Genomic DNA, 13,678 nt, shown 5'->3' with positions numbered 1-13,678 from the left:
CTAGGTGGTGAGCCGGATCGGTTCGCCGCGCTCGAAACGACGCCACTGTTGTCCATCCCAGGCCTCGATCGGCCGAAACCGATCCTTATAGAGCATCTTCGGGCTCTCCTCGATCCAATAGCCCAGATAGAGATAGCTGAGTCCGAGCCGGGCGGCCTCGCGCGCCTGGGTCAGCACCGCATAGGTTCCCGGCGCACGTGCAGCGAGATCAGGATCGAAAAAGGTGTAGAGCGCAGACAAGCCATCCGGGAAGATGTCGGTCACCGCGACCGACATCAGACGCTCGCCCAAGTACGCCTCAATGAGCCAGGTCTGCCCACCCCAGGGACTGAGCAGAAAACGCATATAGGTCTCAATCGAGACATCCTCGGCCATATCGCCATCGCCATGCCGCGCCAAGATATAGCGCTCATAGAGCTGATAATGCGCGGGCCTGAGCTGTGCCGGCTTGAAGGCGATGCGGACATCGGCGTCGTTCATGGCCGCATTGCGACGCTGCGAGCGATTCAAGACCAGCTCGGCGGTCGGCACGCGCACCGGGATGCAACGCTGGCAGCCTCGGCAGGCCGGCCGATAGAAGTGCATGCCGCTGCGCCGAAAACCGATCTGCTGCAGCCACTGAGCCCGGTCACGGTCGATCCGTGCCATCGGATCGACGAACAGGGTCCGTGCCCTCAGCCCATCGATGTAGGAGCAGTCATGCTCTCCGGTCAGGTAGAGCTGCAGATGGCCAGGAATCGTCCGATTGGCATTCATCGCAAGAGCTCCCTTCAGCCTTCGTGAGTTTCAGTCTGAGCAAAGGTGCCGATCTGAGCAACCCTCGGGACAGATCGGAAAATGCAGCTGCCCATCGTCCCAGTTCCCGATCGGGGACGGCCGATCGCGCAGCGTGCGCAGCTGCTCCAAGAAACGCGCCCGAGGGATCAGCTCAGCGCCCATTCGCTGAAGATGCGCGGTGAGGACCTGACAATCGATCAGCTCGACCCGATGCGCGATCAAATACTGACACAGATGCACAAGCGCGACCTTGGAGGCATTATCGACCCGGCTGAACATGGATTCCCCGAAGAAGGCACCGCCGATGGCAACCCCATAGAGGCCTCCGACGAGCCGCCCTGCTTGCCAGACCTCGACCGAATGGGCAATCCCGTGCACATGCAGCGCACAGTAGGCACTGATCATCTCCGGCAACAGCCAGGTGCCCTGACTGCCCGGCCGCGGCATGGCACAGGCTCTGATCACGGCGGGAAAGTCGCGATCCATGGTCACGGCGAGCGCACGCCGGCGCAGCAGCTTGCGTAGGCTGCGTGAGCAATGCAACCGACTCGGGGCCAATACGGTCCGCGGGTCCGGCGACCACCAGAGAATCGGGTCACCTTCGCTATACCAAGGAAAGATCCCATGCCGGTAGGCGTTGATCAGGCGTCCGCTGCTGAGGTCACCGCCGACGGCGAGCAGGCCGTCTGGATCGCGCATGGCCTCAGCCGGGTCGGGAAAGGACCCGCTAGGATCATTTGGCGCCAACAGATAGGGCATCGACATGACGGACCCTGACAAGGCTTCACCTCGCACCGTGTCACTCAACCGAGATCGTGCCGATAAGGGCTGCGCTCGCTCATCTCGGCGATATAGTCCTCAACGGCGTCGATCTCATGCTCGAGGAACTTGCCGATCGGCACCCGAAAGCCAGGCTCGGCAATCCAATGCGCTGACCAGGTGCGGGTCGGCAAGAAGCCACGGGCAACCTTGTGCTCGCCCTGAGCGCCGGGCTCGAAACAGCTGAGTCCCTGCTCGATACAGTGCTCAAGGCCTTGATAGTAGCAGGCTTCGAAATGCAGGCTATGAAACGCCTGGGAACAACCCCAATGGCGCCCGTAGAGGGTGCGCGCCCCCACCAGACAAAAGGCCGCGGCGACGATCTCACCGGCGTGCTCGGCCAACACCAGCAAGGTGCTATCCCCCATGGTCGCACCGATCTCGCGGAAGAAGTCCAGCGAAAGCGTTGGGATGCCGCCACGCTTGTCGAAGGTGTCTTCATAGAGCCGATGGAAGATCGCCCACTCCTGCGCACTGGCCTCGCTGCCAGGCACTCGGCGAATCCTCACCCCAGCCTCCGCCACCCGGCGCCGCTCACGTTTGATCTTCTTGCGCTTCTCTGCGCTGAAGCTCGCCAGCAGGGCGTCGAAGTCCGCGTAGTCGTGATTCTGCCAATGAAACTGACAACCAAGCCGCGGCATCAGCCCTTGCGCATGCATCCAGTCGGTCTCCTCTCCACTGCTGAACAGCCAGTGGACACCAGATACCTCCAGCTGCTTGGCGACCTCGACCGACCCCTTCACCAAGGCCGCCGCCAGCTCGGCACGATTGGGGGCATCGCCGGTCAGCACGCGCTGTCCAGTCGCTGGCGTGTAAGGCGAGGCGACCACGAGCTTCGGGTAATAGGCCTGCCCAGCTCGGCGATAGGCGTCTGCCCAGGCCCAGTCGAAGACGAATTCGCCGTAGGAGTTGAACTTCAGGTAGCAGGGCGCAGCAGCAACCAACTGATCCTGCTGATCATAGAGGCCGAGGTGACGCGGCAGCCAGCCGAAGCGCTCGCCGACGCCGCCCTGATGCTCCATCGCTGCCAAGAACTCATGACGCAAGTGCGGCAGGTCATCGCCAGCGAGCCGATTCCAATCGGCAGCGGCGACCTGGTCGATGGCAGCATGAACGCGGAGCTGATACATAGCCCCCTTAGAGTGGCCACCATCTGATCAGTTGCAAGAGAAAGGCCAACGCAGCCAGCCCACAGCCCATGGTCGTCAGTACCTGGCGACCCGTCCAGCCTTGGTGCCGCCCGTGCTGAACCCCAAGCACGCTGCCTGCAAGGCAGATGATCAATCCAAACTCGCTGATCATCAGCAGGGTCAGCAGCGGCAACCTCGGCCCCGACTCCGGATCGGCCACCGGACTCTCACCGCCGAGCCAGAGCGCTCCCAGCAACGGAACTGCCAGGGCCAGCGCGATGGTCGGGAAATGTTGTCGTTTCATCTGCGCGTCACTCTTGACTACTGGCTCAGCTGGCTGGCTTGATCATGCGCTGCAGGCGGACTCAGCCTTCGAGCCCATCGAGATACTTCTCCGCATCCAGGGCTGCCATACAGCCGCTTCCGGCGGAGGTGATCGCCTGGCGATAGACATGGTCCATCACATCCCCGGCAGCAAACACACCGGGCACCGAAGCGGCAGTCGCATTCCCATCGGTGCCTGACTTGACCTTAATGTAGCCATTGGCCATCTCGAGCTGCCCTTCGAAGATCCCGGTATTCGGCTTGTGCCCAATGGCGATGAAGACACCCTGCAGATCGATATCCTCGGTGCTGCCATCTTGCACGTTCTTGATGCGCATCCCGGTCACCCCCGTCGCATCGCCGAGCACCTCGTCGAGTACGTGGTTCCAAGCGATACGCACATTGCCCGTCTTGGCCTTCTCCAGCAAACGATCCTGCAGCACCTTCTCGGCACGCAGCGCATCACGCCGGTGCACCAGGGTGACCTCGGAGGCGATATTGGCCAGGTACAGCGCCTCCTCGACTGCGGTATTGCCGCCGCCGATCACGGCCACCTTCTGGTTCTTATAGAAGAAGCCATCACAGGTGGCGCAGGCCGAGACACCACGACCACGAAACTGTTCTTCGGACTCGAGCCCGAGATACATGGCGCTCGCGCCGGTCGCAATGATCAGCGCATCGCAACTGTAGGTCGCTGAGTCTCCGGTGAGTAGGAAGGGGCGCTGATCCAGCGCGACCTTGTTGACATGGTCGAAGACGATCTCGGTGCCGACCTTCTCGGCATGCTGGCGCATCCGCTCCATCAGGTCAGGTCCCAGCAGATCCTCAGGATCACCCGGCCAGTTCTCAACATCCGTCGTCGTCATCAATTGACCGCCCTGCTCGAGACCGGTCACGAGCACTGGGGCTAGATTCGCGCGCGCCGCATAGACGGCCGCCGTGTAGCCAGCCGGCCCTGAGCCTAGGATCAGCAGCCGACAGTGTTTGGTGTCGCTCATCGTGATACTCCAACGCACCCGAAATTCAAACAGCGGATGGTACGCAGGCACCCGACATCGGTAAAGCAGCGCACGACAGCTGGCGCAACCCCACCAGGTCGGCCCTTATCATCGAAACACGACGAAGTTCCTCGTCTAAGGCTATAATCTTCCAAACGTTAGGAGGATCACGTGGAACAAGCGACTCGACTCGGACACTCACGTCTCGGTGACTATCTAGAGCGCTCTTGGCGCGAAGCCGCGCTCTGGGCCATCGTCATGGTCTCCGTCTATCTGGTACTGGCGCTCGCCACCTATGCGCCGGACGACCCGGGCTGGTCTTTCGTTGGCGAACAGGCCGCAGTTGCCAACAGCGGCGGACGATTTGGCGCTTGGTTTGCCGATTTCTCCCTATTCCTCTTTGGCGTCTATGCCTATCTCATCCCGATTGGCATCGCCGCCAGTGCCTTCCTGATCTTTCGCGAGCGCGAGACGGAGCCCGAAGCCAAGCTGTTCTGGCTCGTCCTGCGCTGGATCGGTCTGCTCTTGATCCTTGGCGCTGGTGCCGGGCTCGCCAGCCTTCAGATCTCCGGCCAATTCGGTGAGCTACCCAATGGCATCGGCGGCGGTCTCGGGCAGATCGTTGCCGACATCGCCGGTGGCGCCCTCGGAGCTGGGGGCGGCTCCCTGCTCTTGCTTGGGCTGCTCTTGGCTGGTCTCTCGTTGTTCACCGGACTCTCGCCGCTGCTCATCGTCGATGGCATCGGCGATTTGACCCTAATGGTACTCCGCTTGCCAGGCCAACTCTATCGCCGTCTCCGAGCCGGCATCGCTGAGCGTCGTTTCGAGCAGGATTGGGATGGGCAATGGGATGATGAGCTAGAACCCGATGAGATCCCCGATGAGATCCCCGATCAGATCACCAATCGGAGCGATAACGGCAACGGTGACGGGCTCGCGCCAGTGGCGCAGACGGATGAGCCTGAGGACCGTCCTGAGCGCCGATTCGACGAGATCGGCCTCCCTGGCGACAGCAGGCCAAGGCCGACACCGAGGAATGCCATTCGCAGACTGGACCCGGCCGCGCCAGCCCCAGTCGGTGGCTCAGCCGCAAGCGAGCTGACCCAAGCCACCGAGCCAAATCTTCAAATCCGGATCGGTTCTGGCTTCGACAGCCCCTCAGATACAGAGAGGGACGCCTGGTCATCCGCATCCCCGAGCACGGCGTCTGCGGCCACGCAGACTCCTGCTCCTGCGCCCAAGCCAAGACCTGTATCCAGGCCTGAGATGACAGAGGCTGAGCGTAGCGTTGGCGCAGCACCAGACCGCGCGCTAGCGACCGCGATGAGCTCAAGCTCGCAGCCGGCCCCGGCGATCACGCCCTTGGCGCCGCCGCCGCTAGCGGTCGAGCCAACCTGGGCCGATGCACCCCCCTTAGAACCAGAGCCAGCGCCCGCAGCCGCGGTGCCACAGCCATCCTCGAGCCCTGCAACAGCCGCTCGCGGGGACTTTAGCCAACGCCCGCCACTCGACCTGCTCGATCCGCCCAGACGCAGCGGAAACGCCGTCACCCCAGATCAGCTCGAGACCATGTCCCGCGAGCTCGAGGCACGGCTGGCCGAGTTTGGCGTCGTCGCCGAGGTGGTCGAGGTCCATCCAGGTCCGGTCGTCGCCCTGTTCGAGCTCGAGCTTGCGCCCGGCGTCAAGGTCAGCAAGATCACCGGCCTGAGCAAGGACATCGCCCGCGCCTTGTCAAAGATCAGCGTCCGCGTGGTCGAGGTGATCCCCGGCAAGTCAGTGATCGGCCTCGAGGTCCCAAACGATCAACGCGAGATGGTCACCCTGAGCGAGATCATCGGCTCGCGCGCCTACCAAGAGGCCAAGTCGCCGCTGACCATCAGCATGGGGACCAACATCTCCGGCGAGCCCGTCGTCGCCGATCTCGGTCGGATGCCGCATGCGCTGATCGCCGGCACCACTGGCTCCGGCAAATCGGTCGCCATCAACGCCATGATCCTGAGCCTGGTCTATAAGGCTGGCCCGGACGACGTGCGCCTGATCATGGTCGACCCGAAGATGCTCGAGCTCTCGGTCTACGAGGGCATCCCGCATCTGCTCACCCCCGTCGTCACCGACATGAAGGAGGCCGCCAATGCGCTGCGCTGGTGCGTCGGCGAGATGGAGCGGCGCTACAAGCTGATGGCCTCGCTTGGGGTGCGCAACATCGCCGGCTACAACCGCAAGGTGCTCGACGCCATCGCCACGGGCGAGCCCATCGCCGATCCGACCTATGCGCCGCTGGTTAACGCCGCGGTCGCCCAGGGCCTCGAGCCCCCCGAGGTGCCAACGCTAGAGAAGCTGCCAAACATCGTCGTCATCATCGACGAGCTTGCGGACATGATGATGGTGGTCGGCAAGAAGGTCGAGGAGCTGATCGCCCGCCTAGCGCAGAAGGCCCGCGCCTCTGGCATCCATCTGCTGCTCGCGACCCAACGCCCGTCGGTCGACGTGCTCACCGGCCTGATCAAGGCCAACATCCCGACGCGTATGGCCTTCAAGGTCTCGGCCCGCGTCGACTCGCGCACCGTGCTGGATCAGATGGGCGCCGAGCACCTACTCGGCCATGGCGACATGCTCTATCTACCACCGGGCGGCAGCATCTCGCAGCGCGTCCATGGCGCCTTCGTCGACGATCACGAGGTGCACAAGGTGGTCGCCTTCCTCAAGCAGCAAGGCACCCCGGACTATATCGAGAACATCCTCCAGGAGCCCTCGGAGCACCTGCCCGGCATCGACCCGGAACCCAAGGGCGGTGGCGATGTCGAGGATCAAGATCCCTTGTTCGATGAGGCGGTGCAGATCGTCATTGAAAGCCGCCGTGCCTCGATCTCCGGTGTGCAGCGCCGATTGAAGATCGGCTACAACCGCGCCGCGCGCATGATCGAAGAGATGGAGCGCATCGGTGTCGTCGGTCCCGCCGAGAGCAACGGCAATCGCGAGGTACTCTCGCCCCCACCACAGGATTGAATCTCACCCATGCTCAGCATTCCATTCGGCCCGTTACGCCTTCTCCGACGCCCGAGCGCAGGCCCCCCTGTCAAGTACCCTGATGCGATGGCCAATCGCAGAGACTCGATGCGGATGAGCGATCGCTTAGATCACGGGGGAGCCTTGCGGATGAGCCCTAGCGAGACTGCCAGGATCTCTGATCGATCGCTCGCAGCGGCGCCAGCGACGCTCCTGTTGATGCTATTGCTGCCGCTGATGACGCTGCTCAGCGCGCCGCAGGCTCGGGCCGACGGCATCGCCGAGCTGAAGGATTATCTGAGCGGCCTGAATAGCCTGAGCGCAGATTTTCGCCAGATCACCATCAGCGCCGATGGCGGCCAGATGATCGAATCAACGGGCACCTTCTACCTCTTGCGGCCGAATCGTTTTCGCTGGGATTACGAGACGCCCAACGAGCAGCAGATCGTTGCCGACGGCTCGCGCATCTACGTCCACGACAAGGAGCTAGAGCAGGTCACCCACAGCAGCCAGAAGAAGATCCTCGACGGCACCCCGGCCCAGCTGCTCGCCAGCGAGCAGCCGGTCGAGGACTACTTCACGCTGAGCAATCTGGACGAAGGCGACGGCCGCACCTGGGTCGAGCTGATCCCGAAGACCGAAGATACCGAGGTCGTCAAGCTGCGCATCGCCTTTACCGACGGGCAGCTCGACAACCTACTGATGGAAGACCGTTTCGGTCAGCTCACCCGGTTTATCTTCACGGACCTCGAGCGCAACCCCCAGCTCGACTACGCGATGTTCCGTTTCGAGCGCCCGGCCGGCAGTGATTTCCTGCAGGTTGATTGATCAAGAAAGGCGCCAGCGCCCTGACCTTAGACCAATTCGGCGGGCATCGTCGCTCGATGGCCATGGCGCCCGGCGAGCGCAGAACTGCCGGGCGATCGTCGATGCTTTGCAGACGCCTCCATGCGTCGAGGCCAGGTCCGAGCGCAGTAAGACCTTAAGCGAAATCGTGCTTGATGATCTCCGTGACCCGTCGACAGATCTCGCGGCCATAATCGGTCCATTGGCCCTGGCCCCAGTAGCGGTAACAGCTGGTCTGCGATGCCATCAGGTGAAAGAGCGCGTTGCGATAGCTGGGATCATCGGTGGGTGTCTTGGGCTTAAGCACCTTCTCATGAAAGGCTGAGCTGGCCTCTTCCATCGGTCCGAGCACATTATCGTAGCCCTTGACCCATGACAGATCGTTGGTCCAGCTTGCGCCATCCATGTGGAACTGGTGGTCGGACTGCTTCAGTTCCTCGATGATCTGAGCCAGCTTCTCCGGGCCATCACCGGGCTGCATCTGCCCCCAGATCTTGCTCTGCTGAACGGGTCGGACCTCGGTGAAGTCGCTTTCTTTGATGCCGAGCGCAAACAGCTGCTCCAGGTACTCGCTGCCATTCATCAGCGGCACGTCGGAGCCCGAGGCCTGACGCACCACCTCGAAGAACTTATCAGGAAACTCGTTCATCATCACGCCGCCGTTCTCACCATCGGCGATCTGACTCACCAGGGGCGGCACCTGCTTGCCGGCCAGCTCCCAGCGCTCCAGCCCCTGCGCCTCGTACCAGGGCTGCATCTGCGCCACGAGCTTGGTGTCCGAGCCCTGCGTCTTGACCAGCGCGATGATGCTCGCGGACTCGCCCTTGGAGTTGGTGCAGACCAGCCGATGCGGCAGGTGCGGGCGTTGCGGGTGCCAGCCATTGTCGACCTGCTCAACGCTGTGCTCCTGGACCAGCACCCATTGATAGCCGCAGTCGTTGAGGGTCTTGACGAACTCGTAGGCGACATCGGGATGGTTCGGCAGCGCCATCTCCGACGGCGAGAAGCCGCGCACGCGCTCCAGGGCCTCGGTCCCGAACAGCGCAGCGAAATGGTGCTGGAAGGCCCGCACATGCAGCCGGTAGTCCTGCACCGGTGTCGAGGGTGCCACAGCATGGCCCCAAGGCATGCCCAGCCACTCCACGGCCCAGTTGTAATCGGGGTTCATGGTGATGCCCTTAAGCGCATCGAGCACATGGTCTTCGCCCATCTGGCGCAGGCCGTGGAGCAATGTGCCCGAGTACTCCAGCATGACCCGCGGCGACTTGCCCTCATGGATCAGCTGCGGGATGAACTCACCGATCCGTTTGTAGCACCAGACAAAGGCCGGCGCATTGTAGTTATCACCGATGTCCTGGTGGTCCATCATGTACTTGAGGTTGCTGATGATCGCGGCGGTCTGCAGATCATCGCCGCCAGCCGGAATCAATGGCTGGTGTTGATGCAGCGCGATCGCACAGGCGGCCCGGATCGAGCCGAAATCAACCGCGCCCGGTGACTGGGCAAGCGACCGCTCCTTGCCGGCTTGGACGCTTTGCTCGATGGTGCTTTCTTGGCCGCAGATGTTGGGCAGGCCGTCGATATACTCGGGAAGACTCGACATGGACTTGGACTCCGAATGGTTTGCAATTCAATGAGCCAGTGCCAATGCGCTGGCCGATCAGATTTAAGGGCTTGCAGCAGTACAGGGTCTTGCGCTTCGTGCAGCCTGCATCATGGCCAATCCTGCCCCATTGTTCCAGTCTCGCAGCCCGAGACCTGAGTCACTCGCGAGCAGCCTCAGCGTCGAGCTGGTCGAGGATCTGCTCGGCGACATCGAGATCGGCAGCGGCGCGATCGCACCAGGCCTCACCCCAGAAGATATTGCAGCTGGTCTCGGCCCGCAGCAGACGCCATTGGGCATCATCCAGGCGCTGCTGTGCGCCCAGTCGCTGCTGGTTACTCGGCGACTCAGCCGCCGTTGACGACGGCGCGCTGGCCTCTTGGCGCTGAGCTGGCGCCGCCGGCTGATCCTCGGGTTGCTTCTGCGAGACAACCTCAGAGCCGACCTCCGCCGTTGATGAGCCGGCGGGGGTGCCAGCGAGCGGTTCCCCAAGCCAACCCTGAAGCCGCTGGCTGACCTCGGCGTAGCGATCGATCACGTCGCGCTGCGTCTGCGAGCCGGTCCATTGGGTAAAGCCCGTACCATGATGCCAGCCCGTATTCCAGGCGCCGGTCGCGATGCGCACCTCACCCTCGGCGCCATAGGTGTCAAGGTAGTCGTGGATGAAGGTCGGGCGGAGGACGGAGCGCCCAGCCCGGACCCGGTCGAGCAAGGGGTGGTAGAACGCCGACCAAAAATTGGCCCCCTCGGTCACGTTACGGAACCATCCGCCGTTCTCGCCATCGGTCGCGGTGGTCACGAGCGGCGGGAAGTCACACCAGCGGGTGCGCTCGGCAACCTCGTTGACGAACCAATCCGGGTCCATGCCCGATTCCTGGGCATCTGAGAGCTCACGGTCGCGCACCACCACAATGATCTCGTCTTCGCCATAACGGGCGATATGCGGCCGGTAGCGCAGTGCTTGCCAGCTCATCGGCTTGAGCGGCTCAACATGCGCGCTGTCCACCAGCACGTAGCGATAGCCGAAGCGACGCAGCAGTGGAATCAGCTCCATTGAGAAGCCCATCTCTGGCGGCCAGAAGCCATCGAAGCGCGAGCGCCAGAATAGGTGCTGAGCAATGCCCTGCCAGCGGCGCAGATGCTCGGGACGATCGACCGCCGGAATCAGCGGCAGCACTGGGTGGTAATAACCCGTACCGAGGATGTCGAAGATCTGTTGGTTCTGCAGAAACCAAAGTAGCTTGCCGCAGTCGACGATGCCGTAGACACGGGCCTGAAAATCCGGGTTGGACAGGGTCTCCAGCAGGGTGCCGGAAACGGAGAGATGGACGCGCGCCAGGTCTTCCTGGCCCCAGAGGCTACGTGGCATGCGATCGAGCGCGAACAGGATCTCTTTGGCCTCCCAGGTCTGCTCATCGAGTAGGTGCTCAAGGTTGCCAGGCGGCTGATGAAGATTCAGGACGAGGGCGTGATGGGCGTGCATCGAGGCTGAGTCTCCGAGGCAAGGGTGCTAGGCGCATGATAGCGGAGTTTGATGGCTGTGCCTTTTTTGCAAGCCGAATCAACTGGTATGTCCTCGTAGACCCTGCTTCGGGGATCTTGAGCTGGTGGGATCTCAGCTTGGGGGATCTCAGCTTGGGGGATCTCAGCTTGGGGGGGGATCTCAACCTGGGCGATCTCGGCCCGGGTGTGACCTTGATCTGAAGGTCCGGACACGCGACATTGAGCATAGCCAAGCGGGCATCCGCGCCGAGGGCAGTGACCCAATGGACGCCGCATCATCACCGGTGAATCAGAGCATGCCAAACGTCATCATTGATCCCGACTCGATATCGCTCGCAGAGCGCTTCGCGTTGATCAAGGCACCGAGCAAGCGGCGCGCCCGTTTCCCAGAAGGCTGCGTGACGGTCGTTGACAGCGAGGACCAGGCGCGGGCAGGCCGTGATCAGTCGAAGAAGCTCGAGCCCGCCGTCGTCTACGGCCCTTCATCGTCGTCCGAAGGCCAACGACTCTATTATCTCGTGCGCTGGCTCTGACCCCATCGTGAATCCTAACGACGACTCAGCCCCGATCCTGGCCGTTGCCGGCATCGGTAAATCCTACGCGGAAGGTCATCAGCGGCGCACCGTGTTGGCCGACATCGGCTTTGAGGTCGCCCGCGGCGAGTGCATCGCGCTGGTTGGTCAAAGCGGCTCTGGCAAATCCACCTTGCTCAACCTGCTGGCCGGGATCGATAAGCCCGACACCGGCGACGTCGAGATCATGGGCCGCAGCATCGCCGCCATGGGTGAACCTGAGCTGACCTTGCTGCGCCGAGCACATGTCGGCTTCATCTATCAGTTCTTCAATCTGATCCCGACCCTGACAGTCGCCGAGAATGTCGGCCTGCCGCTCGAGCTGAACGGCACCCCTGCCCGCAAGCGCCGCACCCTGATCGGCGACTGGCTCGCCAAGGTCGGCCTGGACGGCCGCGAGGGCGCCTTTCCCGACGAGCTCTCCGGCGGCGAGCAGCAGCGTGTCGCCATTGCCCGCGCCCTGATCCATGACCCGGCGCTGGTGCTGGCGGATGAGCCAACCGGTAACCTGGACGCCCGCACCGGTCAAGTCGTGCTCGAGCTGCTTGCCCATCTGTTCCGCGATGAAGGCCGCACCCTGATCCTGGTGACCCACAGCCGCCGTGTCTCCGAGATCACCGATCGCATTCTCGCACTCGATAACGGTCGCCTGACCACCGATACCGAGGCGGTCTCCTGGTGACGGCGCCACCGAGACACCTCGGGCCCGCCGCTGGCGCGCCGACGGCCTTGGCATTCGTCGTAGCGGCCTTCGCAGTCGTGACAGCGACAATGGTCAGGGACGAGTGCGGATGCTGACCTCAGCGCTGCTCAACGCCAGTCGCCGCTACCTGCTGCGGCATCCCTGGCAAACCTGGCTTTCGATCGCCGGCATCGCGCTCGGCGTCGCCGTGGTCATCGCCGTCGATCTGGCCAACGCCAGCGCCAAGCGCGGTTTCCAGCTCTCGGTCGAGCAGGTGACCGGCCCAGCCACCCATCAGGTCCTGGCCGCGAGCGGAGCCATCCCGGAGTCCCTCTACGCCCAGCTGCGGCTGGAGCATGGACTCACCCAGGCCACCCCGGTCATCGACGCGCCGGTGCGCATTGGCGATCGAAGCCTCACGCTGCTTGGGCTCGATCTCATTGCAGCCACCTCGATGCGCCCGGACCTGCGTGCCAGCCTCAGCCACGCGGACATCGGCGAGGCGAGCGCCAACCAGCAAGCGGACGCTGCAACCGGTCTTGTCGGTCTACTGCGCCTGCTCCGTGACCCCGCCACCTTGGCCCTGAGCCGCGATGACGCTCAGCGCCTCGGGCTGGCGCTCGGCGATGAGATCAGGCTCGATCTCGGCGCCAATGACGTCACCATGACCCTGGCCGCTATCCTGCCCGGGCAGGCGAACCTCAGCGGCGTGGCGATCACCGACATCGCCACCGCGCAGGAGGTGCTCGACCGCCTCGGCGAGATCGAGCGCATCGACCTGATCCTGAGCGACGCCGAAGCCGAAAGCGTCGCCGCGGCCCTGCCCGCTGGCATCCGGTTGGAGCCCTCAGCCCAGCGCAGCAATGCCCTCGCGCAGATGACCCGTGCCTTCCACACCACTCTCACCGCGATGAGCCTGCTGGCGATGCTGGTCGGCGCCTTCATCGTCTACAACACCATGACCTTTGCCGTGCTCCAGCGTCGTCCGCTGCTCGGCACCCTGCGCATGCTCGGCACCACGCGCAGCCAGCTCTTCAGCCTCGTGTTGGTCGAAACGCTGGTCTTAGCCCTGATCGGCGCCCTGCTCGGGGTACTGCTCGGCATCGCCGTCGGCGCTGGCCTGGTGCAGCTGGTCACCCGCACCATCAATGACATCTACTTCCAGCTCAGCGTCCGCAGCCTGCATCTGGCGCCACTGTCGCTGCTCAAGGGCGTCGGCCTTGGCCTCGGTGTCACCCTAGTCGCCGCGCTCGGACCCGCACTCGAGGCAGCGCGCTCGCAACCGCGCGATGTCATCCGCCGCACCCGTATCGAAGGCCAAGCGCGGCGCCTGCTACCCTGGCTCGCCATTGGCGGCCTGCTCCTGATCCTCACCGGACTCGCCGTCATTGGCCTCTCCGCACGCTCCATGGGTATCG

12 protein-coding genes are annotated in these 13,678 nt (G+C 63.4%); 5 read left to right on the top strand and 7 right to left on the bottom strand.

Annotation, left to right across the window (positions count from 1 at the left end; genetic code table 11):
• From ACY693_RS06195 to trxB, 5 genes are all read right to left on the bottom strand, one after another.
• Complete coding sequence (locus tag ACY693_RS06195; RefSeq protein WP_462320959.1) at positions 1 to 756, bottom strand: arginyltransferase; 756 nt, start codon at positions 754 to 756, stop codon at positions 1 to 3.
• Positions 757 to 786: 30 nt separating this feature from the next.
• Positions 787 to 1,536, bottom strand: a complete 750-nt coding sequence (gene aat, locus ACY693_RS06190) for a leucyl/phenylalanyl-tRNA--protein transferase (RefSeq protein WP_462320960.1) — start codon at positions 1,534 to 1,536, stop codon at positions 787 to 789.
• Between the two features lie 44 nt (positions 1,537 to 1,580).
• Entirely contained in the window at positions 1,581 to 2,726 is a 1,146-nt protein-coding gene (locus tag ACY693_RS06185; RefSeq protein ID WP_462320958.1) for a GNAT family N-acetyltransferase, read from the bottom strand.
• A gap of 7 nt (positions 2,727 to 2,733) precedes the next feature.
• Positions 2,734 to 3,030 carry a hypothetical protein gene (locus tag ACY693_RS06180; protein WP_462320957.1) on the bottom strand — a complete coding sequence of 99 codons (297 nt, stop codon included), beginning with the start codon at positions 3,028 to 3,030 and terminating at the stop codon, positions 2,734 to 2,736.
• 61 nt (positions 3,031 to 3,091) lie between these two features.
• Positions 3,092 to 4,048 carry a thioredoxin-disulfide reductase gene (gene trxB, locus ACY693_RS06175; RefSeq protein WP_462320956.1) on the bottom strand — a complete coding sequence of 319 codons (957 nt, stop codon included), beginning with the start codon at positions 4,046 to 4,048 and terminating at the stop codon, positions 3,092 to 3,094.
• A gap of 171 nt (positions 4,049 to 4,219) precedes the next feature.
• Here trxB and ACY693_RS06170 point away from each other — a divergent pair, with 171 nt between their 5' ends.
• A complete protein-coding gene (locus ACY693_RS06170) occupies positions 4,220 to 7,054 on the top strand; it encodes a DNA translocase FtsK 4TM domain-containing protein (protein ID WP_462320955.1) in 2,835 nt (944 codons plus the stop codon).
• Between the two features lie 150 nt (positions 7,055 to 7,204).
• Positions 7,205 to 7,882, top strand: coding sequence for an outer membrane lipoprotein chaperone LolA (gene lolA / locus ACY693_RS06165; RefSeq protein WP_462320954.1), 678 nt, complete (start codon positions 7,205 to 7,207; stop codon positions 7,880 to 7,882).
• 154 nt (positions 7,883 to 8,036) lie between these two features.
• Here lolA and ACY693_RS06160 read toward each other — a convergent pair whose 3' ends face one another.
• Both ACY693_RS06160 and ACY693_RS06155 read right to left on the bottom strand, forming a co-directional pair.
• The gene (locus ACY693_RS06160) at positions 8,037 to 9,503 is read right to left on the bottom strand and encodes a glycosyl hydrolase family 57 (RefSeq protein ID WP_462320953.1); all 1,467 of its coding nucleotides are present in this window, start codon (positions 9,501 to 9,503) and stop codon (positions 8,037 to 8,039) included.
• A gap of 160 nt (positions 9,504 to 9,663) precedes the next feature.
• On the bottom strand, positions 9,664 to 10,986 hold the full coding sequence (locus ACY693_RS06155; protein ID WP_462320952.1) for a glycoside hydrolase family 57: 1,323 nt from the start codon (positions 10,984 to 10,986) through the stop codon (positions 9,664 to 9,666).
• Between the two features lie 316 nt (positions 10,987 to 11,302).
• Here ACY693_RS06155 and ACY693_RS06150 point away from each other — a divergent pair, with 316 nt between their 5' ends.
• From ACY693_RS06150 to ACY693_RS06140, 3 genes are all read left to right on the top strand, one after another.
• Positions 11,303 to 11,539, top strand: a complete 237-nt coding sequence (locus tag ACY693_RS06150; RefSeq protein ID WP_462320951.1) for a hypothetical protein — start codon at positions 11,303 to 11,305, stop codon at positions 11,537 to 11,539.
• A 7-nt stretch (positions 11,540 to 11,546) separates the two neighbouring features.
• The gene (locus ACY693_RS06145) at positions 11,547 to 12,260 is read left to right on the top strand and encodes an ABC transporter ATP-binding protein (protein ID WP_462320950.1); all 714 of its coding nucleotides are present in this window, start codon (positions 11,547 to 11,549) and stop codon (positions 12,258 to 12,260) included.
• Between the two features lie 109 nt (positions 12,261 to 12,369).
• Positions 12,370 to 13,678 (top strand): ABC transporter permease (locus ACY693_RS06140; protein ID WP_462320949.1); only part of this gene is annotated, 1,309 nt, incomplete at its 3' end.

The organism is Halochromatium sp., assembly GCF_054919635.1.
Note: the sequence above shows the minus strand (reverse complement) of the source record. Positions and strands in the feature narration are given on the sequence as shown.

Coding starts and splice junctions, on each gene's coding strand:
- trxB (WP_462320956.1), bottom strand. CDS start 4,048: ATGAGCGACACCAAACACTGTCGGCTGCTGATCCTAGGCTCAGGGCCG.
- aat (WP_462320960.1), bottom strand. CDS start 1,536: ATGCCCTATCTGTTGGCGCCAAATGATCCTAGCGGGTCCTTTCCCGAC.
- ACY693_RS06195 (WP_462320959.1), bottom strand. CDS start 756: ATGAATGCCAATCGGACGATTCCTGGCCATCTGCAGCTCTACCTGACC.
- ACY693_RS06180 (WP_462320957.1), bottom strand. CDS start 3,030: ATGAAACGACAACATTTCCCGACCATCGCGCTGGCCCTGGCAGTTCCG.
- ACY693_RS06185 (WP_462320958.1), bottom strand. CDS start 2,726: ATGTATCAGCTCCGCGTTCATGCTGCCATCGACCAGGTCGCCGCTGCC.
- lolA (WP_462320954.1), top strand. CDS start 7,205: ATGAGCCCTAGCGAGACTGCCAGGATCTCTGATCGATCGCTCGCAGCG.
- ACY693_RS06160 (WP_462320953.1), bottom strand. CDS start 9,503: ATGTCGAGTCTTCCCGAGTATATCGACGGCCTGCCCAACATCTGCGGC.
- ACY693_RS06150 (WP_462320951.1), top strand. CDS start 11,303: ATGCCAAACGTCATCATTGATCCCGACTCGATATCGCTCGCAGAGCGC.
- ACY693_RS06155 (WP_462320952.1), bottom strand. CDS start 10,986: ATGCACGCCCATCACGCCCTCGTCCTGAATCTTCATCAGCCGCCTGGC.